At 60.1% G+C, this 21,957-nt stretch carries 22 protein-coding genes and 1 pseudogene; all 23 read left to right on the top strand.

What is annotated here, in order from left to right; all coding sequences use genetic code 11:
- Positions 1 to 373: 373 nt before the first annotated feature.
- On the top strand, positions 374 to 3,907 hold the full coding sequence (gene rpoB, locus IV500_RS11400) for a DNA-directed RNA polymerase subunit beta (RefSeq protein ID WP_196396937.1): 3,534 nt from the start codon (positions 374 to 376) through the stop codon (positions 3,905 to 3,907).
- 248 nt (positions 3,908 to 4,155) lie between these two features.
- Positions 4,156 to 8,058, top strand: coding sequence for a DNA-directed RNA polymerase subunit beta' (locus IV500_RS11405; protein WP_196396938.1), 3,903 nt, complete (start codon positions 4,156 to 4,158; stop codon positions 8,056 to 8,058).
- A gap of 317 nt (positions 8,059 to 8,375) precedes the next feature.
- On the top strand, positions 8,376 to 8,750 hold the full coding sequence (gene rpsL, locus IV500_RS11410) for a 30S ribosomal protein S12 (RefSeq protein ID WP_196396939.1): 375 nt from the start codon (positions 8,376 to 8,378) through the stop codon (positions 8,748 to 8,750).
- A gap of 1 nt (position 8,751) precedes the next feature.
- On the top strand, positions 8,752 to 9,222 hold the full coding sequence (gene rpsG / locus IV500_RS11415; RefSeq protein ID WP_196396940.1) for a 30S ribosomal protein S7: 471 nt from the start codon (positions 8,752 to 8,754) through the stop codon (positions 9,220 to 9,222).
- Positions 9,223 to 9,298: 76 nt separating this feature from the next.
- Complete coding sequence (fusA, locus tag IV500_RS11420) at positions 9,299 to 11,401, top strand: elongation factor G (RefSeq protein WP_196397006.1); 2,103 nt, start codon at positions 9,299 to 9,301, stop codon at positions 11,399 to 11,401.
- Positions 11,402 to 11,589: 188 nt separating this feature from the next.
- The gene (tuf, locus tag IV500_RS11425; RefSeq protein ID WP_196396941.1) at positions 11,590 to 12,780 is read left to right on the top strand and encodes an elongation factor Tu; all 1,191 of its coding nucleotides are present in this window, start codon (positions 11,590 to 11,592) and stop codon (positions 12,778 to 12,780) included.
- Positions 12,781 to 13,312: 532 nt separating this feature from the next.
- The gene (gene rpsJ, locus IV500_RS11430) at positions 13,313 to 13,621 is read left to right on the top strand and encodes a 30S ribosomal protein S10 (RefSeq protein ID WP_003803825.1); all 309 of its coding nucleotides are present in this window, start codon (positions 13,313 to 13,315) and stop codon (positions 13,619 to 13,621) included.
- 17 nt (positions 13,622 to 13,638) lie between these two features.
- A complete protein-coding gene (gene rplC, locus IV500_RS11435; protein ID WP_196396942.1) occupies positions 13,639 to 14,289 on the top strand; it encodes a 50S ribosomal protein L3 in 651 nt (216 codons plus the stop codon).
- A gap of 5 nt (positions 14,290 to 14,294) precedes the next feature.
- Positions 14,295 to 14,891, top strand: a pseudogene (rplD, locus tag IV500_RS11440) (50S ribosomal protein L4); the annotation flags it as partial.
- A 236-nt stretch (positions 14,892 to 15,127) separates the two neighbouring features.
- Positions 15,128 to 15,433, top strand: a complete 306-nt coding sequence (gene rplW, locus IV500_RS11445) for a 50S ribosomal protein L23 (protein WP_196396943.1) — start codon at positions 15,128 to 15,130, stop codon at positions 15,431 to 15,433.
- Positions 15,434 to 15,463: 30 nt separating this feature from the next.
- Positions 15,464 to 16,303 (top strand): 50S ribosomal protein L2, encoded by an 840-nt coding sequence (gene rplB, locus IV500_RS11450; RefSeq protein WP_196396944.1) that lies wholly within the window; start codon positions 15,464 to 15,466, stop codon positions 16,301 to 16,303.
- A gap of 13 nt (positions 16,304 to 16,316) precedes the next feature.
- Positions 16,317 to 16,598 carry a 30S ribosomal protein S19 gene (gene rpsS, locus IV500_RS11455; protein WP_196396945.1) on the top strand — a complete coding sequence of 94 codons (282 nt, stop codon included), beginning with the start codon at positions 16,317 to 16,319 and terminating at the stop codon, positions 16,596 to 16,598.
- A gap of 38 nt (positions 16,599 to 16,636) precedes the next feature.
- On the top strand, positions 16,637 to 17,002 hold the full coding sequence (rplV, locus tag IV500_RS11460) for a 50S ribosomal protein L22 (protein ID WP_196396946.1): 366 nt from the start codon (positions 16,637 to 16,639) through the stop codon (positions 17,000 to 17,002).
- The gene (gene rpsC, locus IV500_RS11465; RefSeq protein WP_196396947.1) at positions 17,003 to 17,857 is read left to right on the top strand and encodes a 30S ribosomal protein S3; all 855 of its coding nucleotides are present in this window, start codon (positions 17,003 to 17,005) and stop codon (positions 17,855 to 17,857) included.
- Entirely contained in the window at positions 17,858 to 18,274 is a 417-nt protein-coding gene (gene rplP / locus IV500_RS11470) for a 50S ribosomal protein L16 (RefSeq protein WP_196396948.1), read from the top strand. It abuts the gene before it with no gap.
- Between the two features lie 2 nt (positions 18,275 to 18,276).
- A complete protein-coding gene (rpmC, locus tag IV500_RS11475) occupies positions 18,277 to 18,624 on the top strand; it encodes a 50S ribosomal protein L29 (RefSeq protein WP_196396949.1) in 348 nt (115 codons plus the stop codon).
- A gap of 23 nt (positions 18,625 to 18,647) precedes the next feature.
- Entirely contained in the window at positions 18,648 to 18,941 is a 294-nt protein-coding gene (gene rpsQ / locus IV500_RS11480; RefSeq protein WP_312875908.1) for a 30S ribosomal protein S17, read from the top strand.
- Positions 18,942 to 19,168: 227 nt separating this feature from the next.
- Complete coding sequence (gene rplN / locus IV500_RS11485) at positions 19,169 to 19,537, top strand: 50S ribosomal protein L14 (RefSeq protein WP_196396951.1); 369 nt, start codon at positions 19,169 to 19,171, stop codon at positions 19,535 to 19,537.
- A 3-nt stretch (positions 19,538 to 19,540) separates the two neighbouring features.
- Positions 19,541 to 19,921 carry a 50S ribosomal protein L24 gene (gene rplX, locus IV500_RS11490; protein ID WP_230854844.1) on the top strand — a complete coding sequence of 127 codons (381 nt, stop codon included), beginning with the start codon at positions 19,541 to 19,543 and terminating at the stop codon, positions 19,919 to 19,921.
- Complete coding sequence (rplE, locus tag IV500_RS11495) at positions 19,918 to 20,517, top strand: 50S ribosomal protein L5 (RefSeq protein ID WP_196396952.1); 600 nt, start codon at positions 19,918 to 19,920, stop codon at positions 20,515 to 20,517. Before rplX ends, rplE begins: the two co-directional genes overlap by 4 nt.
- Positions 20,518 to 20,625: 108 nt before the next feature.
- On the top strand, positions 20,626 to 21,024 hold the full coding sequence (gene rpsH, locus IV500_RS11500) for a 30S ribosomal protein S8 (protein WP_196396953.1): 399 nt from the start codon (positions 20,626 to 20,628) through the stop codon (positions 21,022 to 21,024).
- A gap of 18 nt (positions 21,025 to 21,042) precedes the next feature.
- Positions 21,043 to 21,579: a 50S ribosomal protein L6 gene (gene rplF / locus IV500_RS11505; protein WP_196396954.1), complete on the top strand. Its 537-nt coding sequence runs from the start codon at positions 21,043 to 21,045 to the stop codon at positions 21,577 to 21,579.
- A gap of 2 nt (positions 21,580 to 21,581) precedes the next feature.
- A complete protein-coding gene (rplR, locus tag IV500_RS11510) occupies positions 21,582 to 21,953 on the top strand; it encodes a 50S ribosomal protein L18 (protein WP_196396955.1) in 372 nt (123 codons plus the stop codon).
- Positions 21,954 to 21,957 lie beyond the last annotated feature (4 nt).

A 21,957-nucleotide genomic window follows, 5' to 3' on the forward strand; every position in this document is an offset into this window, starting at 1 on the left:
AGGGCACTTCACTTTCCTCGTCAAAGATCGGCAGCGTCATCGTCGTTGAGGTGCCGCTTACCTAGAATCTAACAGTCTGCCGCGGCTGGCTATTTCCGCAGGATCCCACGCCGTCGTCAATTTGGACACCTTGCCTGCGTCCAAAGCGGGGGAGGGGGCGTATGATGAAGGGTCCACTGGACATGGGCGGCGTTTTGCCGTATCGTGGAACTTTGCGTCTCCCCTCTTAACCTTCAGCCTTCATATAGCGGTGGGCTTTGCCATGAAATCAGTTGTATTCGCCGAATGCAGCGGGTCAGTTTGGCGTCGAATCAGTTCGAAGAACGGTAAGGGTTTCGCAGAACACGCCTGAAGGTCTGTGGAAGGATCCCTCTTGGTCGCCTCGAGCACCTCTAATGTAAACAGCACTAATGCAAACAGTGCTACAACCGCTATTGATACCAACAGCACCGATGGTGCCACGCGTCGTATCTCATTCGCAAAGATTCACGAGCCGTTGGACGTCCCGAATCTGCTTGCCCTGCAGACCGAGAGCTTTGACTGGCTCGTCGGCAATGAGCGCTGGCAGTCGCGGATGGACACAGCCGTGAAGTCCGGGGACCAGAGCGTCGCCACCACCTCGGGTTTGGCGGATATCTTCGAAGAGATTTCCCCGATCGAGGACTTCCAGGGCACGATGTCCCTGTCGTTCTCGGAACCGGAGTTCTCCGACCCCAAGTACACTATGGCCGAATGCAAGGACCGCGACGCAACGTTTGCGGCTCCGCTGTATGTCAAGGCCGAGTTCATGAACAATAACACCGGCGAGATCAAGCAGCAGACGGTGTTCATGGGGGACTTCCCGCTGATGACGGAGAAGGGTACTTTCGTCATCAACGGTACCGAGCGCGTCGTCGTCTCCCAGCTGGTCCGTTCCCCGGGTGCCTACTTTGAGCGCACCGCGGACAAGACCAGCGACAAGGACATCTTTACCGCCAAGATCATTCCGTCCCGCGGTGCCTGGTTTGAACTCGAGATCGACAAGCGCGACCAGGTCGGCGTCCGCCTTGACCGTAAGCGCAAGCAGTCGGTCACCGTCCTGTTGAAGGCACTGGGCTGGAGCGAAGGTCAGATCCTGGAGGAATTCGGTCAGTACGACTCCATTCGCGCCACGATGGAAAAAGACACCACAGTGACCCGTGAAGATGCGTTGCTGGACATCTACCGGAAGCTTCGCCCGGGCGAGCCGCCCACAGTCGAGGCCGCAGACGCACTGCTGCACAATCTGTACTTCAATCCCAAGCGCTACGATCTGGCCAAGGTTGGCCGTTACAAGATCAACCGCAAGCTGGGCATTGATAAGCCGCTGAACTCCGACGATGCATCTGTCCTGGACATTGATGACATTGTTGCCATGATCAAGTTCCTGGTGGCTCTGCACAATGGTGACAAGACGCTGGCCGGCAAGCGCGACGGCAAGGAGCACGAGCTCCGTGTTGAGACGGACGACATCGACCACTTCGGTAACCGCCGCATCCGCGCTGTTGGCGAACTGATCGAAAATCAGGTCCGTACGGGTCTTTCCCGGATGGAGCGTGTGGTCCGCGAGCGGATGACGACCCAGGACGTCGAGGCGATTACGCCACAGACCCTGATTAACATCCGTCCCGTCGTTGCAGCTATCAAGGAGTTCTTCGGAACCTCCCAGCTCTCGCAGTTCATGGACCAGAACAACCCGCTGGCCGGTCTGACGCACAAACGCCGTCTTTCCGCGCTGGGCCCGGGTGGTCTGTCCCGTGACCGTGCTGGCATGGAAGTCCGCGACGTTCACCCGTCGCACTACGGACGCATGTGCCCGATTGAGACCCCTGAAGGCCCGAACATTGGTCTGATTGGTTCGTTGGCCTCCTACGGCCGGATCAACCCGTTCGGCTTCATTGAGACGCCGTACCGCAAGGTCTTCAACGGTCACGTGAGCGACGATGTTGATTACCTCACCGCCGATGACGAAGTTGAGGTCGTTATTGCCCAGGCCAACGCGCCGTTGACGGCAAGCAGCGACTTCGCCGAGGAAACCGTCCTGGTCCGCCAGCGCGGCGGTGGCGGCGAGCCGGTGCTGATTCCGGCCGCTGAGGTTGAATACATGGACGTCTCCCCGCGTCAGATGGTGTCGGTGGCTACCGCGCTGATCCCGTTCCTGGAGCACGACGACGCCAACCGCGCCCTGATGGGCGCGAACATGCAGCGTCAGGCCGTGCCGCTGGTCCGTTCCGAGGCTCCGTTCGTGGGCACCGGCATGGAGCGTGCGACCGCGGTCGATGCCGGCGACGTCGTCATCGCCAAGAAGGCCGGTGTGATCTCCGAGGTCTCGGCCGATCTCGTCGTCATGCTTAACGACGACGGCACCGAGACGAACTACCCGATCGCAAAGTACAACCGCTCCAACCAGGGCACCGCGTACAACCAGCGCGTCCTGGTCTCGGAGGGTCTGCGGCTGGAAGTCGGCGGCATCATCGCCGACGGTCCCGCCACGGATCAGGGTGAGCTGGCTCTGGGTAAGAACCTGCTCGTCGCCTTTATGTCCTGGGAAGGACATAACTACGAGGACGCGATCATTCTCAGCCAGCGCATCGTTGCCGAGGACGTTCTCTCCTCCATTCACATCGAAGAGCATGAGATCGATGCCCGCGACACCAAGCTTGGTGCCGAGGAAATCACCCGTGACATCCCGAACGTCTCCGAGGAAATCCTCGCCGGACTGGACGAGCGGGGCATCATTCACATCGGTGCCGAGGTTGAAGCGGGCGACATCCTGGTCGGAAAGGTCACACCCAAGGGCGAGACCGAGCTGACCCCGGAAGAACGCCTGTTGCGTGCCATCTTCGGCGAGAAGAGCCGGGAAGTCCGGGACACCTCGTTGAAGGTTCCGCACGGTGAGTCCGGCACGGTCATCGGTGTCCGCATCTTCGATCGTGATTCCGACGACGAGCTTCCCCCGGGCGTGAATCAGCTGGTGCGTATCTACGTGGCCAACAAGCGCAAGATCACCGATGGCGACAAGCTGGCCGGCCGCCACGGTAACAAGGGCGTCATTTCCAAGATCCTGCCGATCGAGGACATGCCGTTCTTGGCCGATGGCACGCCGGTTGACATCGTACTGAACCCGCTCGGTGTTCCGGGCCGGATGAACGTCGGCCAGGTGCTGGAAACACACCTCGGCTGGGTCGCGAAGACCGGGTGGAACATCGAGGGAGATCCGGAATGGGTTAAGAACCTGCCGAATCTGCCCCGGGTCTCCGGCCAGACGACCGTTGCCACCCCGGTGTTCGACGGCGCCCGTGAGGAAGAAATCACCGGTCTGCTCGATTCGACCACGCTCACCCGCGATGGTGTGCGGCTGATCGATTCCTCCGGTAAGACCGTGCTCTTCGACGGCCGCTCCGGTGAGCAGTTCCCGGATCCTATTTCCGTGGGTTACATGTACATCCTGAAGCTCCACCACCTGGTGGACGACAAGATCCACGCCCGCTCCACCGGTCCGTACTCCATGATCACCCAGCAGCCCCTGGGCGGTAAGGCGCAGTTCGGCGGACAGCGCTTTGGTGAGATGGAAGTGTGGGCCCTGGAGGCCTACGGTGCGGCGTACACGCTGCAGGAACTGCTGACGATCAAGTCTGATGACATTCACGGTCGCGTGAAGGTCTATGAGGCGATCGTGAAGGGTGAGAACATTCCGGAGCCGGGCATCCCCGAATCCTTCAAGGTTCTGATCAAGGAAATGCAGTCGCTGTGCCTGAACGTGGAAGTGCTTTCCACTGACGGCACCACGATTGAGATGCGTGACTCGGATGAAGAAGTCTTCCGGGCAGCGGAGGAACTGGGCATCGACCTCTCACGGGCCGAGCCGAATTCCGTCGAAGAAGTTTAGTCGCGGTTGACCTGAACCTTGGAACGGCGGACCGAAGGCTCCTTCGGCCACGGGCGGCCTTGGGCGCTTGGCGTCCGCCTTCCTCCAAGATTCAAGCCAACCAGGGGCGCGCGGGCTGTAGGGCCCGCCGTTCCGGGCGGTCAACCGGCGAAAACCGGGTACGCCGCCGTCGAACTTCCCTCCGTCGAACTTCCCTCCGCACCCGCATAGACATTCAGAATTAGAGAACAAGAGAGAACAGGGACCATATGTCCAGCGAATCCTCCTTCGGCCTCATGCAGATCGGCCTGGCCACTGCGGATGACATCCGCGACTGGTCGCACGGCGAAGTCAAGAAGCCGGAAACCATCAACTACCGCACGCTCAAGCCCGAGAAAGACGGCCTCTTCTGCGAGAAGATCTTCGGCCCGTCACGGGACTGGGAGTGCTACTGCGGCAAGTACAAGCGCGTCCGTTTCAAGGGCATCATCTGTGAGCGCTGCGGCGTCGAGGTAACCCGGGCCAAAGTCCGCCGCGAGCGGATGGGCCACATTGAGCTCGCCGCACCGGTTACGCACATCTGGTACTTCAAGGGTGTCCCGTCCCGTCTGGGCTACCTCCTCGACCTGGCACCGAAGGACCTCGAAAAGGTCATCTACTTCGCCGCCTACATGATCACCAGCGTTGACGAGGAAGCCCGTCACGCCGAGTTGCCGAACCTGCAGGTTGAGCATGACCTGGAGACCAAGCAGCTCGTGGATACCCGCGACTCGGATATCGCCACGGTGGCCCGGGACCTGGAGAACGAACTTTCCCGTCTGGAGGGCGAGGGAGCCAAGGCTGCCGAGAAGAAGAAGGCCCGCGACTCCGCGGACCGCCAGATGGCCAACATCCGCAAGCGTGCGGACGCGGAGATCGAACGGCTCACGCAGGTATGGGACCGCTTCAAGGGACTCAAGGTTGCCGATCTCGAAGGCGACGAGGGCCTGTACCGCGAACTGCGGGACCGTTACGGCATGTTCTTCGAAGGCTCCATGGGCGCCGAGGCAATCAAGAAGCGCCTGGAAAACTTCGACATGAATGCCGAAGGCGAGCTGCTGCGCGACATCATTGCCAATGGCAAGGGCCAGCGTAAGACCCGTGCCCTGAAGCGGCTGAAGGTGGTCAATGCTTTCCTGACCACCAACAACTCGCCGCTCGGTATGGTGCTGGATGCTGTTCCGGTGATCCCGCCGGAACTGCGCCCGATGGTCCAGCTCGACGGCGGCCGTTTCGCCACCTCGGACCTGAACGACCTGTACCGTCGCGTGATCAACCGCAACAACCGCCTCAAGCGCCTGCTTGATCTGGGCGCACCGGAGATCATCGTCAATAACGAGAAGCGGATGCTTCAGGAAGCCGTTGACAGCCTCTTCGACAACGGCCGCCGTGGCCGTCCGGTCACCGGACCGGGTAACCGTCCGCTGAAGTCGCTCTCCGATATGCTCAAGGGTAAGCAGGGACGATTCCGCCAGAACCTTCTGGGTAAGCGCGTGGATTACTCCGGCCGTTCCGTGATTGTTGTTGGGCCGCAGCTGAAACTGCACCAGTGTGGTCTGCCGAAGCAGATGGCTCTGGAACTGTTCAAGCCGTTCGTGATGAAGCGCCTGGTGGATCTGAACCATGCGCAGAACATCAAGAGCGCCAAGCGGATGGTGGAGCGTTTCCGCCCGCAGGTTTGGGATGTGCTCGAAGAGATCATCACCGAGCACCCGGTACTGCTGAACCGTGCACCTACCCTGCACCGCTTGGGTATCCAGGCGTTCGAGCCTCAGCTGGTGGAAGGTAAGGCCATTCAGCTGCACCCCCTGGTCTGCGGCGCGTTCAACGCCGACTTCGACGGCGACCAGATGGCTGTGCACCTGCCGTTGAGCCCAGAGGCCCAGGCCGAGGCACGCATTCTGATGCTGTCCTCGAACAACATCCTCAAGCCCTCGGACGGCCGTCCGGTGACCCTTCCGTCACAGGATATGATCATCGGTCTGTACCACCTGACCACCAAGCGCTCCGGCTCGGCCGGGGAAGGCAGGTCCTTCACCACTGCAGCGGAGGCCATCATGGCCCACGATGCGGGCGTGCTGCACCTGAACTCCCAGGTCAAGATCCGGTTGGACGACTTTGTTCCGTACGCGGGCTGGGAAGCTCCGGAGGGCTGGGAGGCCGGTCAGCCGGCCATCGTCACAACATCGCTGGGACAGGTCATCTTCAATGAGACCCTGCCCGAGGACTACCCCTGGGTGGAGAACGTTGCGGACAAGGGCGAATTGTCCACGATCGTCAATGACCTCGCCGAGCGGTACCCGAAGGTTGTTGTTGCGGCAACGCTGGATAACCTCAAGGATGCCGGTTTCTACTGGGCCACCCGCTCCGGTGTGACAGTGGCCATCTCCGACATTGAGGTGCCGAAGGAAAAGCCCGCCATTCTGGAGGGCTATGAAGCCAAGGCAGCCAAGGTCCAGTCCCAGTTCGAGAAGGGCCTGATCGCCGATGACGAGCGTCGCCAGGAACTGATTGACATCTGGAACCAGGCCACGAACGAGATTGCCGATGTGATGCGGAAGAACCTGTCCGCATCCAACACGATCAACCGGATGGTTTCCTCTGGTGCCCGTGGTAACTGGATGCAGGTCCGTCAGATTGCCGGTATTCGTGGCCTGGTGGCCAACCCCAAGGGTGAAATTATTCCGCGCCCGATCAAGTCCTCCTACCGTGAGGGCCTGTCGGTGCTGGAATACTTCATTGCCACGCACGGTGCCCGTAAGGGACTTGCCGATACTGCTCTGCGTACCGCCAACTCGGGTTACCTGACCCGTCGACTGGTGGATGTTTCGCAGGATGTCATAGTCCGCGAAGACGACTGCGGTACCGAACGGGGCCTGACCCTGCCGATCGCCGTAGCGGATGCGAACGGTGAATTGACGTTGCATGAGGAGGTCGAGAACAGCGTTTACGCCCGTACTCTGGCCACCGAGGTCGTCGATTCCAACGGCAAGGTGCTGGCTGAAGCCGGCGCCGACGTCGGCGATGTGCTGATCGGCGAACTGTTTGCTGCCGGCATTACCGACGTCAAGGTCCGCTCCGTGCTGACCTGCGAGTCCAGCGTTGGTACCTGTGCACTGTGCTACGGACGCTCGCTGGCGACCGGTAAGACGGTGGACATTGGTGAGGCCGTCGGCATTATTGCCGCACAGTCCATTGGTGAGCCCGGCACGCAGCTGACCATGCGTACGTTCCACACCGGTGGTGCCGTATCCGCAAACCGCGGTGAGGACATCACGCAGGGTCTGCCGCGTATTCAGGAGCTCTTCGAGGCACGGACTCCGAAGGGTGTTGCCCCGATCGCCGAGGCGGCCGGACGCATCACCATCGAGGAGACCGAGCGCCAGATGCGTCTGGTACTGACTCCGGACGACGGCACCGAGGAGATTGCCTACCCGGTGCTGCGTCGGGCGCGTCTTCAGGTTGCCGACGGCGACCACGTAGAGGTTGGCGAGAAGCTGGTAGTGGGTGCGGTTGACCCGAAGCAGGTGCTGCGTATTCTTGGGCCGCGTGCGGCTCAGAAGCACCTGGTGGAGGAAGTCCAGCGCGTCTACCGCAGCCAGGGCGTGGGTATCCACGACAAGCACGTCGAAGTTATTGTCCGGCAGATGCTGCGGCGCGTCACGGTCATCGAGTCCGGCGAATCCAACCTGCTGCCCGGTGAACTGGCAGAGCGCGGACGGTTCGAATCCGAGAACCGTCGTGTGGTCTCCGAAGGCAAGCAGCCGGCGTCGGGCCGTAATGAGCTGATGGGGATCACCAAGGCTTCATTGGCCACCGAGTCCTGGCTTTCGGCAGCTTCCTTCCAGGAAACCACCCGCGTCCTGACACAGGCCGCCATGGAAGGCAAGAGCGATCCGCTGTTGGGTCTGAAGGAGAACGTGATCATCGGTAAGCTGATCCCTGCCGGGACCGGTCTGCCGCGCTACACCAACGTCAAGGTGGAGCCGACCGAGGAAGCAAAGGCCAATCTGTTCACCGGCCCGAGTGCCTTCAGCGACTTCGACTACACCGGGGTTGGCTCGGATATTTCTCCAGAGTTCCACTCCATCCCGTTGGATGACTACGATCTGGGTACCGGCTTCAGCAACTAGCGCAACGCTAAGGTACTAAGGCAGCGAACGGGGTATGGCCCTGCACCAATGGTGTGGGGCCATACCCCGTCGCAGCCGATCCCGTCGCCGTCGGCATCCTGAACGACGGCGTGTTAGACTGGTTAACAATTGTTAGTGTGGCAGTGGATGAGTGTGTTCCAGGGCGGTCGCCTCGGGATGCAGTTCCGGGTTGCAGGGTTCTTGTGCAACGAATGCCACATTTTTGCATGCCTAGGCGCGGTCAAGCGGCGCAGGATGCGAGAACAAATTGACAGCAACACGAGAACCATCTCGAGGAAAAAACGGAGAACTGATAAGTGCCTACGATTCAGCAGTTGGTCCGCAAGGGCCGCTCCCCTAAAATCTCAAAGACCAAGGCTCCCGCCCTTAAGGGAAGCCCAATGCGCCGTGGCGTATGCACCCGCGTCTACACCACTACCCCGAAGAAGCCGAACTCGGCTCTGCGGAAGGTCGCCCGTGTGCGGCTCAACGGTGGCGTCGAAGTTACCGCGTACATCCCCGGTGTTGGTCACAACCTTCAGGAGCACTCCATTGTGCTCGTCCGCGGTGGTCGCGTTAAAGACCTTCCCGGTGTTCGTTACAAGATTGTCCGCGGTGCACTTGATACCCAGGGCGTAAAGAACCGCAAGCAGGCCCGCAGCCGCTACGGTGCGAAGATGGAGAAGAAGTAATATGCCTCGCAAGGGTCCGGCCCCTAAGCGGCCGCTAGTCATTGATCCCGTTTACGGTTCCCCGTTGGTCACGCAGCTGATCAACAAGGTCCTCGTGGACGGCAAGAAATCCACCGCGGAGCGCATCGTTTACGGTGCACTTGCCGGTGCGCAGGAGAAGTCCGGGGGAGACCCCGTGGCCGCTCTGAAGAAGGCCATGGAAAACATCAAGCCCAGCCTTGAGGTCAAGTCCCGTCGTGTTGGTGGAGCCACCTACCAGGTTCCCGTTGAAGTCAAGCCGGGCCGTGCCACCGCGCTGGCGCTGCGTTGGCTGGTTGGCTACTCCAAGGGCCGACGCGAAAAGACCATGACCGAGCGCCTGCGCAACGAAATTCTGGATGCCTCCAACGGTCTTGGTGCCGCCGTGAAGCGTCGCGAAGACACGCATAAGATGGCCGAGTCCAACAAGGCCTTCGCCCACTACCGCTGGTAGAACCTTCCGGTCGACGACGGCGGCACTTGACTGACGCCGTCGGCCGGAAAAAGGCATTTTGACAAAGGGAGACACCGTGGCACTGGACGTGCTTACAGACCTTAGTAAGGTCCGCAATATCGGCATTATGGCTCACATTGATGCCGGCAAGACCACCACTACCGAGCGCATCCTGTTCTACACGGGTGTGAACCACAAAATTGGCGAAACGCACGACGGTGCCTCGACCATGGACTGGATGGCACAGGAGCAGGAACGTGGCATTACGATCACTTCCGCCGCTACCACCTGCTTCTGGGACAACAACCAGATCAATATCATCGACACCCCCGGCCACGTTGACTTCACCGTAGAGGTTGAGCGCTCCCTGCGCGTCCTCGACGGCGCCGTCGCAGTGTTCGACGGCAAGGAAGGCGTGGAGCCGCAGTCCGAGACTGTGTGGCGCCAAGCCGACAAGTACGACGTTCCGCGGATTTGTTTCGTCAACAAGATGGACAAGCTCGGCGCGGACTTCTACTTCACGGTGGACACCATTATCAAGCGCCTGGGTGCCAAGCCGCTGGTTCTCCAGCTGCCGATCGGTGCCGAGAGTGACTTTGAGGGCGTCGTTGACCTGATCGAGATGCGTGCGCTGACATGGCGCGGCGAGACCGAGATGGGCGCGAAGTACGAGATCGAGCCCATTCCGGCGGATCTTCAGGCCAAGGCCGAAGAGTACCGCGCGGCCATGCTGGAGACCGTTGCCGAGTCCGACGACGAGCTGATGGAGAAATACCTCAGCGGTGAAGAACTCACCGTCGCCGAAATCAAGGCCGGCATCCGTACGCTGACCGTCAGCAGCCAGGTTTACCCGGTGCTGTGTGGTTCGGCGTTCAAGAACAAGGGTGTGCAGCCGATGCTGGACGCTGTTGTTTCCTACCTCCCTTCGCCGTTGGATGTTCCCGATATCCAGGGCCATGACGTCCGGGATGAAGAGAAGATCGTTACCCGTGAAGCCAATTCACAGGCGCCTTTCTCGGCGCTGGCGTTCAAGGTGGTGACGCACCCGTTCTTCGGGCGTCTGACCTACATCCGGGTGTATTCCGGGCATGCTTCATCGGGAACGCAGGTGCTGAACTCCACGAAGAACAAGAAGGAGCGCATCGGCAAGCTGTTCCAGATGCACGCCAATAAGGAAAACCCGGTTGACGGGGTAACCACGGGGCACATCTACGCGGCCATTGGCCTCAAGGACACCACCACCGGTGACACCCTGTGCGATCTGGCCAACCCGATTGTGCTGGAGTCCATGAGCTTCCCGGAGCCCGTGATTTCGGTAGCCATCGAGCCGAAGACCAAGGGCGACCAGGAGAAGCTTTCCACCGCCATCCAGAAGCTCTCTGAAGAGGACCCGACCTTCCAGGTCTCCCTCAATGAGGACACCGGCCAGACGATCATCGCCGGTATGGGTGAGCTTCACCTGGACATCCTGGTCGATCGGATGCGCCGCGAATTCCACGTTGAAGCTAACGTGGGCAAGCCGCAGGTGGCCTACCGCGAAACCATCAAGCGCGCCGTCGTCAAGCACGACTACACCCACAAGAAGCAGACCGGTGGATCCGGTCAGTTTGCCAAGGTGCAGATCGCGATTGAGCCGATGGAGGTTGTCGAGGGCGTCCTGTACGCGTTCGAAAACAAGGTCAGCGGTGGCCGTATCCCGCGGGAATACATCCCCAGCGTGGATGCCGGAATCCAGGACGCGCTCAACGATGGCGTGCTGGCCGGTTACCCGGTCGTCGGCATCAGGGCAAAGCTGCTTGACGGCGCCTACCACGATGTTGACTCCTCCGAAATGGCGTTCAAGATCGCCGGCCGGATGGCTTTCAAGGAAGCCGCCCGGATGGCGAACCCGGTTCTGCTCGAACCGCTGATGGAAGTTGAAGTCCGCACCCCTGAGGAATACATGGGTGAAGTAATCGGTGACCTCAACTCCCGTCGTGGCCAGATGCAGTCGATGGAGGATGCAAGCGGCGTGAAGGTTATTGTCGCCCATGTGCCGCTGTCCGGAATGTTCGGTTACATCGGTGACCTTCGGTCCAAGACCCAGGGCCGTGCAGTGTACTCGATGAAGTTCGATAGCTACTCCGAGGTCCCGAAGGCAGTAGCCGACGAGATCATTCAGAAGAACCGCGGCGAGTAGCAGCAAGCAGTCAACAACAAGCAGTTAGCAACAAGCAGGCAGCAATAAAGCCGAGGGCATTGCAGTGGATGCCCGAAGATACCTGCAATTTCACCAAAACCAAAGCCCCCAAGTAGACTTGCTGAAGTTTCAGTAGCGAAAAGCGCCGCTGACGAGTAAGTCTTCTCAAAACGTTCTAGGAGGAACCTGTGGCAAAGGCAAAGTTCGAGCGGACTAAGCCGCACGTTAACATCGGCACCATCGGTCACGTTGACCATGGAAAGACGACGCTGACGGCTGCCATCTCCAAGGTACTGTACGACAAGTACCCGTCGATCAACGAGCAGCGCGACTTCGCGTCGATTGACTCTGCTCCTGAGGAGAAGCAACGCGGCATTACCATCAACATTTCCCATGTTGAGTACCAGACCGAGAAGCGTCACTATGCACACGTTGACGCTCCCGGCCACGCTGACTACATCAAAAACATGATCACTGGTGCAGCTCAGATGGACGGCGCGATCCTCGTGGTTGCTGCCACCGATGGCCCGATGGCCCAGACCCGCGAGCACGTTCTGCTCGCCCGCCAGGTCGGTGTTCCCTACCTGCTGGTTGCGCTGAACAAGTCGGACATGGTCGACGACGAAGAGCTGTTGGACCTCGTTGAAATGGAAGTCCGTGAGCTGCTCACCGCTCAGAACTTCGATGGCGACAACGTCCCTGTGGTCCGTGTTTCGGGCCTGAAGGCTCTCGAAGGCGATCCAGTATGGGTCAAGTCCGTTGAGGACCTGATGGATGCCGTCGACAATAACGTCCCGGATCCGATCCGCGACAAGGACAAGCCGTTCCTGATGCCGGTTGAAGATGTCTTCACCATCACCGGCCGTGGAACCGTTGTAACGGGTCGCGCCGAGCGCGGTACCCTCAAGATCAACTCTGAGGTTGAAATTGTCGGTATCCGCCCGGTTCAGAAGACCACGGTTACCGGTATCGAGATGTTCCACAAGCAGCTCGACGAGGCATGGGCCGGCGAGAACTGTGGTCTGCTGCTTCGCGGCATCAAGCGCGAAGATGTAGAGCGTGGCCAGGTTATCGTGAAGCCGGGTTCCATTACCCCGCACACCGATTTCGAGGCTAACGTCTACATCCTGGCGAAGGACGAAGGCGGGCGTCACAACCCGTTCTACTCCAACTACCGCCCGCAGTTCTACTTCCGCACCACGGATGTTACCGGCGTCATCACCCTGCCCGAGGGCACGGAAATGGTTATGCCCGGCGACAACACCGAAATGACTGTCGCGCTGATCCAGCCGATCGCCATGGAAGAAGGACTCGGCTTTGCCATCCGCGAGGGTGGCCGCACCGTTGGCTCAGGCCGCGTCACCAAGATCATCAAGTAGTTTTTGACCGCCTGACTGATCTGTGCCAGGGCGCCTCTCCACTTCGGTGGCGGGGCGCCTTTGGCGTTTCCTGCAATAATCCCGCACTAGCCGGCGGACAAGAACCGGTGCAGGAACCGGTGGCAAGCCCGGCCATACCCCGGTCCGACCGCTGGCCCCGACGGGCGGGATTCGCATTTCGGCGATGAATCCGGCATACTGGATAAGTTGTTCAAGCGCTTCTTCGTGTCCCGATCGAGATAATGCTCGGTGTCAGGGTCCAAGCTGAAGACCAAACATAACCCACCTCCATAAGTTCTATGGTGTGTTCGCGTCAGATCTGCGACACGCCCGAGCGCGGGGGTCGGAGCTTCGGCCGATTGAGGAACCCGGACATGTCCGGATTCAGTCCGTTGGAAGCATCGCGGTCACGCACCGCACCGCAGTAACCCCGGTTGCCCGGGATCTGCGGCAGAACGAGTAAGTAAACAGCGTTTAGTCAACAGTGCTGCTAATGCAGGGCACTATGTCGCAGAAAGAGAGTCACGACGCCATGGCGGGACAAAAAATCCGCATCCGGCTGAAGTCATATGACCATGAGGTCATAGACGTATCAGCACGGAAGATCGTTGAGACGGTCACGCGCGCAGGCGCAACGGTAGTCGGCCCGGTGCCGCTGCCGACGGAGAAGAACGTGTACTGCGTTATCCGTTCGCCTCACAAGTACAAGGACAGCCGCGAGCACTTTGAAATGCGCACGCACAAGCGTCTGATCGACATCATCGACCCCACGCCGAAGGCTGTTGACTCGCTTATGCGTCTTGACCTGCCGGCCGACGTGAACATCGAAATCAAGCTGTAGGGAGGGGCTGAGAAACTATGACCGCTACCCGCAACGTTAAGGGCATCCTGGGCACGAAGCTCGGCATGACCCAGGTTTGGGACGCTGACAACCGCCTCGTGCCGGTTACCGTCGTCCAGGCCGACTCAAACGTCATCACCCAGCTGCGCAATGCAGAAGTTGATGGCTACACCGCCGTCCAGATCGGCTACGGCCAGATCGACCCGCGCAAGGTGACCAAGCCGCTGGCAGGTCACTTTGACAAGGCCGGCGTTACACCCCGCCGCCATGTCGTCGAGCTGCGCACCGCAGACGCCGCAGACTATTCCCTCGGCCAGGAGCTCTCCGTGGAGATCTTCGAAGCCGGACAGAAGGTCGACGTTGTCGGCACTTCCAAGGGTAAGGGCTTTGCCGGCGTTATGAAGCGCCACGGCTTCCACGGTGTCGGTGCCTCCCACGGTGCCCACAAGAACCACCGTAAGCCCGGCTCCATCGGTGGCGCGTCCACCCCCAGCCGCGTTTTCAAGGGCGTGCGCATGGCCGGTCGCATGGGCGCCGTCCGTCACACCACGCTGAACCTCACGGTTCACGGCGTTGACGCCGAGAAGTCGCTGCTGCTCATCAAGGGTGCCGTTCCCGGCGCCCGCGGTCAGGTCGTCCTCGTACGCACCGCCGTGAAGGGAGCATAACCAAAATGGCTAAGACTATTTCCGTAGACCTGCCTGCAGAGATCTTCGACGTTCAGACCAACGTGCCGCTGCTGCACCAGGTTGTCGTGGCCCAGCTTGCTGCTGCCCGTCAGGGTACGCACAAGACGAAGACCCGCGCCGAAGTATCCGGTGCCGGCCGCAAGCCGTTCAAGCAGAAGGGTACCGGCCGTGCCCGTCAGGGTTCCATCCGTGCTCCTCACATGACCGGTGGTGGCGTGGTCCATGGGCCGACTCCCCGTGACTACTCCCAGCGCACCCCCAAGAAGATGAAGGCCGCCGCACTGCGCGGCGCTTTGTCGGACCGGGCCCGCAACGGCCGTATCCACGTGATTGCCGACCTGGTGACCGGATCCAAGCCGTCCGCCAAGGAGGCGCTGACCGCGCTGCGCGCACTGAGCGACCGGAAGAACCTGCTGGTTGCGATCGAGCGTTCCAACGATGTTGTCGCGCTCTCGGTGCGGAACCTGCCGGATCTGCACGTGTTGTACGTGGATCAGCTGAACACCTACGACGTACTGGTTTCCGACGACGTCATCTTCACTAAGCCTGCCTACGACGCATTCGTCTCCGGCAACGCGGCTGCTGAGGCATTTGCCTCCAGCGCACTGCTGGACTTCGACACGGTCGACATCACAGCCGAATTTGCAGCTGATGCCGCCGGCGCTGAAGAAGTAGTTGTCGCGGAAGCAGCCGCACCGAAGGCTGCACCCAAGGCCAAGGCTGCTCCGAAGGCCAAGGCTGCTCCGAAGGCGAAAGCTGCTCCGAAGGCTTCGGCCGAGGCTGCTGCCCAGGCCCCAGTAACCGAGGAGGACGCCAAGTGAGCGCCGCCACCATCAAGGATCCGCGCGACGTTGTCATTGCACCCGTCGTATCGGAAAAGAGCTATGGCTTGATCGACGAAGGTAAGTACACCTTCCTGGTTGACCCTCGCTCGAACAAGACCGAGATCAAATTGGCCGTGGAGAAAATTTTCTCCGTCAAGGTCGAATCGATCAACACTCTCAATCGTGCCGGTAAGCGCAAGCGGACCAAGTTCGGATGGGGTCAGCGCAAGGGCACCAAGCGTGCCATCGTGACCCTCAAAGAAGGCACAATCGACATCTTCGGCGGTCCGCTTTCATAAGCGGAGACCACTTTAACGAGGAAATAAAAAATGGGAATCCGTAAATACAAGCCGACAACCCCGGGCCGTCGCGGCTCGAGCGTTGCCGACTTCACCGAAATCACGCGGTCGACGCCGGAGAAGTCTCTGGTCCGTCCGCTCCCGAAAAAGGGTGGCCGCAATAACACCGGTCGTATCACGACCCGTCACAAGGGCGGTGGCCACAAGCGCCAGTACCGCCTGATTGACTTCCGTCGTCATGACAAAGACGGTGTTAATGCCCGTGTTGCTGAGATTGAATATGATCCCAACCGCACCGCGCGCATTGCGCTGCTGCACTACCTTGATGGCACCAAGCGGTACATCATTGCTCCGAACAAGCTCAAGCAGGGTGACTTTGTTGAGGCCGGCGCCAGTGCCGACATCAAGCCGGGTAACAACCTGCCGCTGCGCAACATCCCGGTGGGTACCGTTATCCACGCTGTGGAGTTGCGTCCCGGAGGCGGCGCCAAGATGGCCCGTTCCGCCGGAGCATCTGTCCAGCTCGTCGCCAAGGAAGGCCGCTTCGCTCAGCTGCGTCTGCCGTCCGGCGAAATCCGCAACGTCGATGTCCGCTGCCGCGCGACGATCGGCGAGGTCGGTAACGCTGAACAGTCCAACATCAACTGGGGCAAGGCCGGCCGTATGCGCTGGAAGGGCGTCCGCCCGACCGTGCGCGGTGTAGCCATGAACCCGGTTGATCACCCCCATGGTGGTGGTGAGGGTAAGACTTCCGGTGGACGTCACCCTGTTAACCCGAACGGTAAGCCCGAGGGCCGTACCCGCCGTCCGAACAAAGAGAGCGACAAACTCATTGTGCGTCGCCGTCGTACTGGCAAGAACAAGCGATAGGAGCGACGGACATATGCCACGCAGCCTGAAAAAAGGTCCCTTCGTTGACCAGCACCTCTTTGTCAAGGTCGCTAAGGAAAACGAAAAGGGAACAAAGAACGTAATCAAGACCTGGTCCCGCCGCTCGATGATCATCCCGGACATGCTGGGACACACGATTGCCGTGCATGACGGGCGCAAGCACATCCCCGTGTTTGTTACCGAGTCGATGGTCGGGCACAAGCTCGGCGAATTCGCTCTGACGCGGACATTCCGCGGCCATGTGAAGGACGACCGTAAGGGCAAGCGCCGCTAGGCGCCTGCAATTACGGCTAAGACGAGAGAAGGATAGCAATGGAAGCCAAGGCAATTGCGCGTCATATTCGCGTAACGCCTATGAAGGCCCGGCGCGTCGTCAACCTGATTCGTGGCAAGCAGGCGAATGAGGCAATGGCGATACTGAAGTTTGCCCCCCAGGCAGCTTCAGAACCGGTCTTCAAGGTACTCCAGTCCGCAATGGCTAACGCCCGCGTACTGGCTGACCGCGACAGCGTCGCGTTTGATGAAGGCGATTTATACATCAGCGAAGCATTCGTTGATGAAGGCGCAACGATGAAGCGGTTCCGGCCGCGGGCCCAGGGCCGTGCGTTCCAGATCAAGAAGCGCACCAGTCACATCACCCTGGTCGTTGCAACTCCCGAGAAAGAGGAGGCTCGCTAAGTGGGACAGAAAGTAAACCCGCACGGGTTCCGACTCGGCATCACCACCGACCATGTTTCGCACTGGTTTGCAGACAGCAACAAAGCCGGGCAGCGGTACAAGGATTTTGTCCGCGAGGACATCAAAATCCGTGCGCTTATGTCTACCGGCATGGAGCGCGCCGGCATCTCCAAGGTTGAGATCGAGCGTACCCGGGACCGCGTTCGTGTGGATATCCACACGGCCCGCCCCGGTATCGTGATCGGCCGCCGGGGAGCCGAAGCTGACCGCATCCGCGGGGAGCTGGAAAAGCTCACCAAGAAGCAGGTGCAGCTGAATATCCTGGAAGTAAAGAACCCGGAAGCAGATGCGCAGCTCGTTGCCCAGGGCATTGCCGAGCAGTTGACTTCACGTGTGGCCTTCCGCCGCGCGATGAAGAAGGCCATGCAGTCGGCCCAGCGCACCGGCAGTGTCAAGGGCATCCGTGTCGCTTGCGCAGGCCGTTTGGGCGGGGCGGAAATGTCCCGCACGGAGTTCTACCGCGAAGGTCGTGTGCCTCTGCACACCCTGCGCGCCAACATTGATTACGGCTTCTTTGAGGCCAAGACGGTGTTCGGCCGCATCGGCGTCAAGGTCTGGATCTACAAGGGAGACGTCACGAGCAAGGAACTGGCTGCCCAGCAGGCTGCCGCTCCGTCGCGTGGCCGTGCACCCCGCAGGGAAGACGACCGCGGACCTCGTGGCGGCGCTGGCGCCCCTCGTGGCGGCGACCGTCGTCGTAATGACCGTCCGCAGGCCGATGCAGCAGAGACTGCAGGTGCCGCAGCGGCAGCGCCCGCAGCCGCCGCACCGGCAGCAGAAGGAGGACAGGCTTAAATGCTTATCCCACGTCGAGTTAGGTTCCGCAAGCAGCACCACCCCGGCCGTTCCGGCCAGGCAACAGGCGGTACCACGGTCACTTTCGGTGACTGGGGAATCCAGGCGCTGACTCCGGCTTATGTAACCAACCGTCAGATCGAGTCCGCTCGTATCGCCATGACGCGTCATATCAAGCGAGGCGGAAAGGTCTGGATCAATATCTATCCTGACCGTCCGCTGACCAAGAAGCCGGCCGAAACCCGTATGGGTTCCGGTAAGGGTTCACCCGAGTGGTGGATCGCCAACGTCAAACCGGGCCGCGTTCTCTTCGAACTGTCCGGTGTCAATGAAGAGGTAGCTCGTGAGGCACTGCGCCTGGCAATCCACAAGCTGCCATTGAAAGCACGCATTGTGCGTCGCGAAGGTGGTGAATAGAAATGGCAGTTGGGTCAAAGGAACTTGCACCTGAGCAGCTTGACGGGTTTGACAACGAACGTCTCGTTGAAGAACTCCGTAAGGCTAAGGAGGAGCTGTTCAACCTCCGTTTCCAGTCCGCCACCGGTCAGCTCGAAAACCACGGACGGCTGCGCGTTGTAAAGCGTGACATTGCCCGGGTATACACCGTACTGCGGGAGCGGGAGTTGGGCATTCGCCAGGCTGTCGCAGCCGCACCGGTTGCAGATGCCAAATCTGATAAGAGCACCGGTAAGGCCGACAAGAAGGCCGGTAAGGAAGCCAAAAAGGTTTCCGAGAAGGCTGACAAGTCTGAGGAGGACGCCAAGTGAGCACTGAGCACAAGGATGCAGCCGTGGCTGAAACTTCCACCAATACGGACTCGGTCAAAGCCGGGGCCCGGGGCGACCGGAAGAGGCTGCGCGGCTACGTAGTCTCCGATAAAATGGAGAAGACGATCGTCGTTGAGGTTGAAGATCGTGTAAAGCACGCTTTGTACGGTAAAGTTATCCGTCGCACCTCAAAGGTTAAAGTTCACGACGAGCAGAACACCGCCGGCATCGGCGATATGGTTCTGATCAGTGAAACCCGACCGCTGTCCGCTACCAAGCGGTGGCGTTTGGTCGAGATTCTCGAAAAGGCCAAGTAACCGGGCATTGCCCTCCCTGAACCACGCCGCTGGGCGGCGTGGTTCAGGGGCGCTCGGGCAATACCCTTATTGTGGGTTGTCACGTTGTAGTTTTACGCGACCACTTAAGGCCACAGCCTGGCTTGTGCAGGGTTGTGGGGATGGTTCTGGACACCAGGCCGTCCATGAGACAAATATCCGTTCCGCAAGGCTCGTTACGAGAACCGGCGCGACGACAGGAGTATTAAGTGATTCAGCAGGAGTCGCGACTTAAGATCGCCGACAACACGGGGGCCAAGGAAATCCTGACCATCCGTGTTCTCGGGGGATCCGGCCGTCGCTACGCAGGCATCGGTGACGTCATTGTCGCCACCGTCAAGGACGCAATTCCGGGCGGAAACGTAAAGAAGGGTGACGTCGTCAAGGCCGTCATCGTTCGCACCAAGAAGGAACGCCGTCGCTCTGACGGTTCCTACATCAAGTTTGACGAGAACGCTGCGGTGATCCTGAAGAATGACGGCGACCCCCGCGGTACCCGCATCTTCGGCCCGGTGGGCCGTGAACTCCGCGACAAGAAGTTCATGAAGATCATCTCGCTTGCTCCGGAGGTGCTCTAATCCATGGGACTGAATAAAGTGAAGATCAAGATCAAAAAGGGTGATCTCGTTCAGGTCATCAGCGGCGCCAAGCAGGAGCGCGGCGGAGACCGCGGCAAGCAGGGCAAGGTTCTGCGGATCTTTCCGGAGACCAACCGCGTGCTGGTAGAAGGCATCAACCGCGTCACGAAGCACACCAAGGCGGGGCAGTCGCAGGGCGGCACCAAGACCGGTGGCATCGAGACGGTGGAAGCCGCTATCCATATCTCCAACGTTGCTGTCGTGGATCCGTCCACGAAGAAGCCCACCCGTATTGGCTACCGTACCGAAAGCGTCGAGCGTGACGGGCGTACGCGCAATGTACGCATCCGCGTTGCCAAGAGCTCCGGGAAGGACCTGTCATGAGTGCAGCCGTAACTGAAGCCGCATCCGAGAACGCTGCCGCGAAGGCCGCTCCTCGTCTGAAGGTTCGCTACGCAGCCGAGATCAAAAAGACGCTGATTGACGAGTTCAAGTACGAGAACGTCAACCAGGTGCCCCGCTTGGTCAAGGTTGTTGTGAACATGGGTGTTGGAGATGCCGCCAAGGACTCCAAGCTGATCGACGGTGCCGTCCGCGATCTCACCCTGATCACTGGCCAGAAGCCCGTGGTTACCAAAGCCCGCAAGTCCATCGCGCAGTTCAAGCTGCGTGAAGGCATGCCAATCGGAACGCACGCAACCTTGCGCGGGGACCGTATGTGGGAGTTCGTGGATCGTTTGGTGTCGCTGGCTTTGCCGCGTATCCGTGACTTCCGCGGCCTCAATGGCAAGCAGTTTGACGGTAACGGAAACTATACCTTCGGTCTGACCGAGCAGGTTATGTTCCATGAGATCGACCAGGATTCCATTGACCGCGTGCGCGGTATGGACATCACGGTTGTCACGACCGCCAAGACCGATGACGAGGGGCGTGCGCTGCTGAAGGCGCTCGGCTTCCCGTTCAAGACCGACGATAAATAATCTACGTAACAGGTCCGGTATTCCGGTAGCCAGATGTGTCAGGACTGCGGTCCTGACACATCCGGCTACCGGGCAAGGAAACCGTTTCGAGGGAGGGCAAGAGCCCACATGACAATGACAGATCCTGTCGCAGACATGCTCACGCGTCTGCGCAATGCAAATTCGGCATACCACGACTCCGTGACCATGCCATACAGCAAACTCAAGGGACACGTTGCTGACATTCTCAAGGCTGAGGGTTACATCGCAGCCTGGAAGGTCGAAGACGCTGAGGTCGGCAAGAAGCTGACCATTGACCTGAAATTCGGTCCGGAGCGCCAGCGGTCAATCGCCGGTATTCGTCGCATTTCCAAGCCCGGACTCCGCGTTTACGCAAAGTCCACTACCCTGCCGCGCGTGCTTGGCGGCCTGGGTATCGCCATTTTGTCGACGTCGTCTGGTCTGCTGACCGACCGCCAGGCCGCCAAGAAAGGCGTAGGTGGGGAAGTCCTCGCCTACGTCTGGTAACAGGGAAGGGAAAGAATAATGTCACGTATTGGACGTCTCCCCATCTCCGTGCCTGCCGGTGTAGAGGTAAAAATCAATGGCAGCGTAGTTTCGGTTAAGGGCCCGAAGGGCGAGCTGGACCACACTGTGGCCAGCCCCATCGAGGTTGCTCTCGAAGATGGAATCGTAACTGTCAGCCGCCCCAACGATGAGCGCGCCTCGCGTTCATTGCACGGCCTCACCCGTACCCTGATCAGCAATCTTATTGTTGGCGTTACCCAGGGCTACGAGAAGAAGCTGGAAATCGTTGGCACCGGTTACCGTGTCCAGGCAAAAGGCTCGGATCTCGAGTTCGCCCTGGGCTACAGCCACCCGGTCTCCGTCAAGGCTCCGGTTGGCATCACCCTGACGGTAGAGGGTCCCACCAAGATCTCTGTCTCGGGAAATAACAAGCAGCAGGTGGGCGAGGTTGCTGCCAACATCCGCAAGCTCCGGAAACCGGACCCCTATAAGGGCAAAGGCATCCGTTACGCCGGCGAGATCATCCGCCGCAAGGTCGGAAAGGCTGGTAAGTAATCATGGGTATGTCCGTTAAAGGCAAGTCCAAGGCCGCAGCACGCGGCCGGCGCCACCTGCGCGTTCGCAAGCGCGTCACCGGAACTGCGGTCCGCCCGCGCCTGGTGGTTAACCGCTCAGCGCGCCATGTATTCGTTCAGATCGTCGATGACAGCCAGGGTGTAACCGTGGCGTCGGCATCGACGCTGGAAGCCGATCTGCGTGCGTTTGACGGTGACAAGACCGCCAAAGCCAAGCGCGTTGGCGAGCTCGTTGCCGAGCGCGCCAAGAAGGCCGGCATCGAATCCGTCGTTTTCGACCGCGGAGGCAACCGCTACCATGGCCGTGTCGCAGCAATTGCTGACGGCGCACGTGAAGGTGGGCTGGCACTGTGAGCGA

It is taken from the genome of Arthrobacter terrae, assembly GCF_015708085.1.
Lineage (GTDB): Bacteria > Actinomycetota > Actinomycetes > Actinomycetales > Micrococcaceae > Arthrobacter_M > Arthrobacter_M terrae.

Coding starts and splice junctions, on each gene's coding strand:
- rpsH (WP_196396953.1), top strand. CDS start 20,626: ATGACAATGACAGATCCTGTCGCAGACATGCTCACGCGTCTGCGCAAT.
- rplE (WP_196396952.1), top strand. CDS start 19,918: ATGAGTGCAGCCGTAACTGAAGCCGCATCCGAGAACGCTGCCGCGAAG.
- rpsJ (WP_003803825.1), top strand. CDS start 13,313: ATGGCGGGACAAAAAATCCGCATCCGGCTGAAGTCATATGACCATGAG.
- rpsS (WP_196396945.1), top strand. CDS start 16,317: ATGCCACGCAGCCTGAAAAAAGGTCCCTTCGTTGACCAGCACCTCTTT.
- rplX (WP_230854844.1), top strand. CDS start 19,541: ATGGGACTGAATAAAGTGAAGATCAAGATCAAAAAGGGTGATCTCGTT.
- rplV (WP_196396946.1), top strand. CDS start 16,637: ATGGAAGCCAAGGCAATTGCGCGTCATATTCGCGTAACGCCTATGAAG.
- rpmC (WP_196396949.1), top strand. CDS start 18,277: ATGGCAGTTGGGTCAAAGGAACTTGCACCTGAGCAGCTTGACGGGTTT.
- IV500_RS11405 (WP_196396938.1), top strand. CDS start 4,156: ATGTCCAGCGAATCCTCCTTCGGCCTCATGCAGATCGGCCTGGCCACT.
- rpsG (WP_196396940.1), top strand. CDS start 8,752: ATGCCTCGCAAGGGTCCGGCCCCTAAGCGGCCGCTAGTCATTGATCCC.
- rplP (WP_196396948.1), top strand. CDS start 17,858: ATGCTTATCCCACGTCGAGTTAGGTTCCGCAAGCAGCACCACCCCGGC.
- rplB (WP_196396944.1), top strand. CDS start 15,464: ATGGGAATCCGTAAATACAAGCCGACAACCCCGGGCCGTCGCGGCTCG.
- rplC (WP_196396942.1), top strand. CDS start 13,639: ATGACCGCTACCCGCAACGTTAAGGGCATCCTGGGCACGAAGCTCGGC.
- rplR (WP_196396955.1), top strand. CDS start 21,582: ATGGGTATGTCCGTTAAAGGCAAGTCCAAGGCCGCAGCACGCGGCCGG.
- rplF (WP_196396954.1), top strand. CDS start 21,043: ATGTCACGTATTGGACGTCTCCCCATCTCCGTGCCTGCCGGTGTAGAG.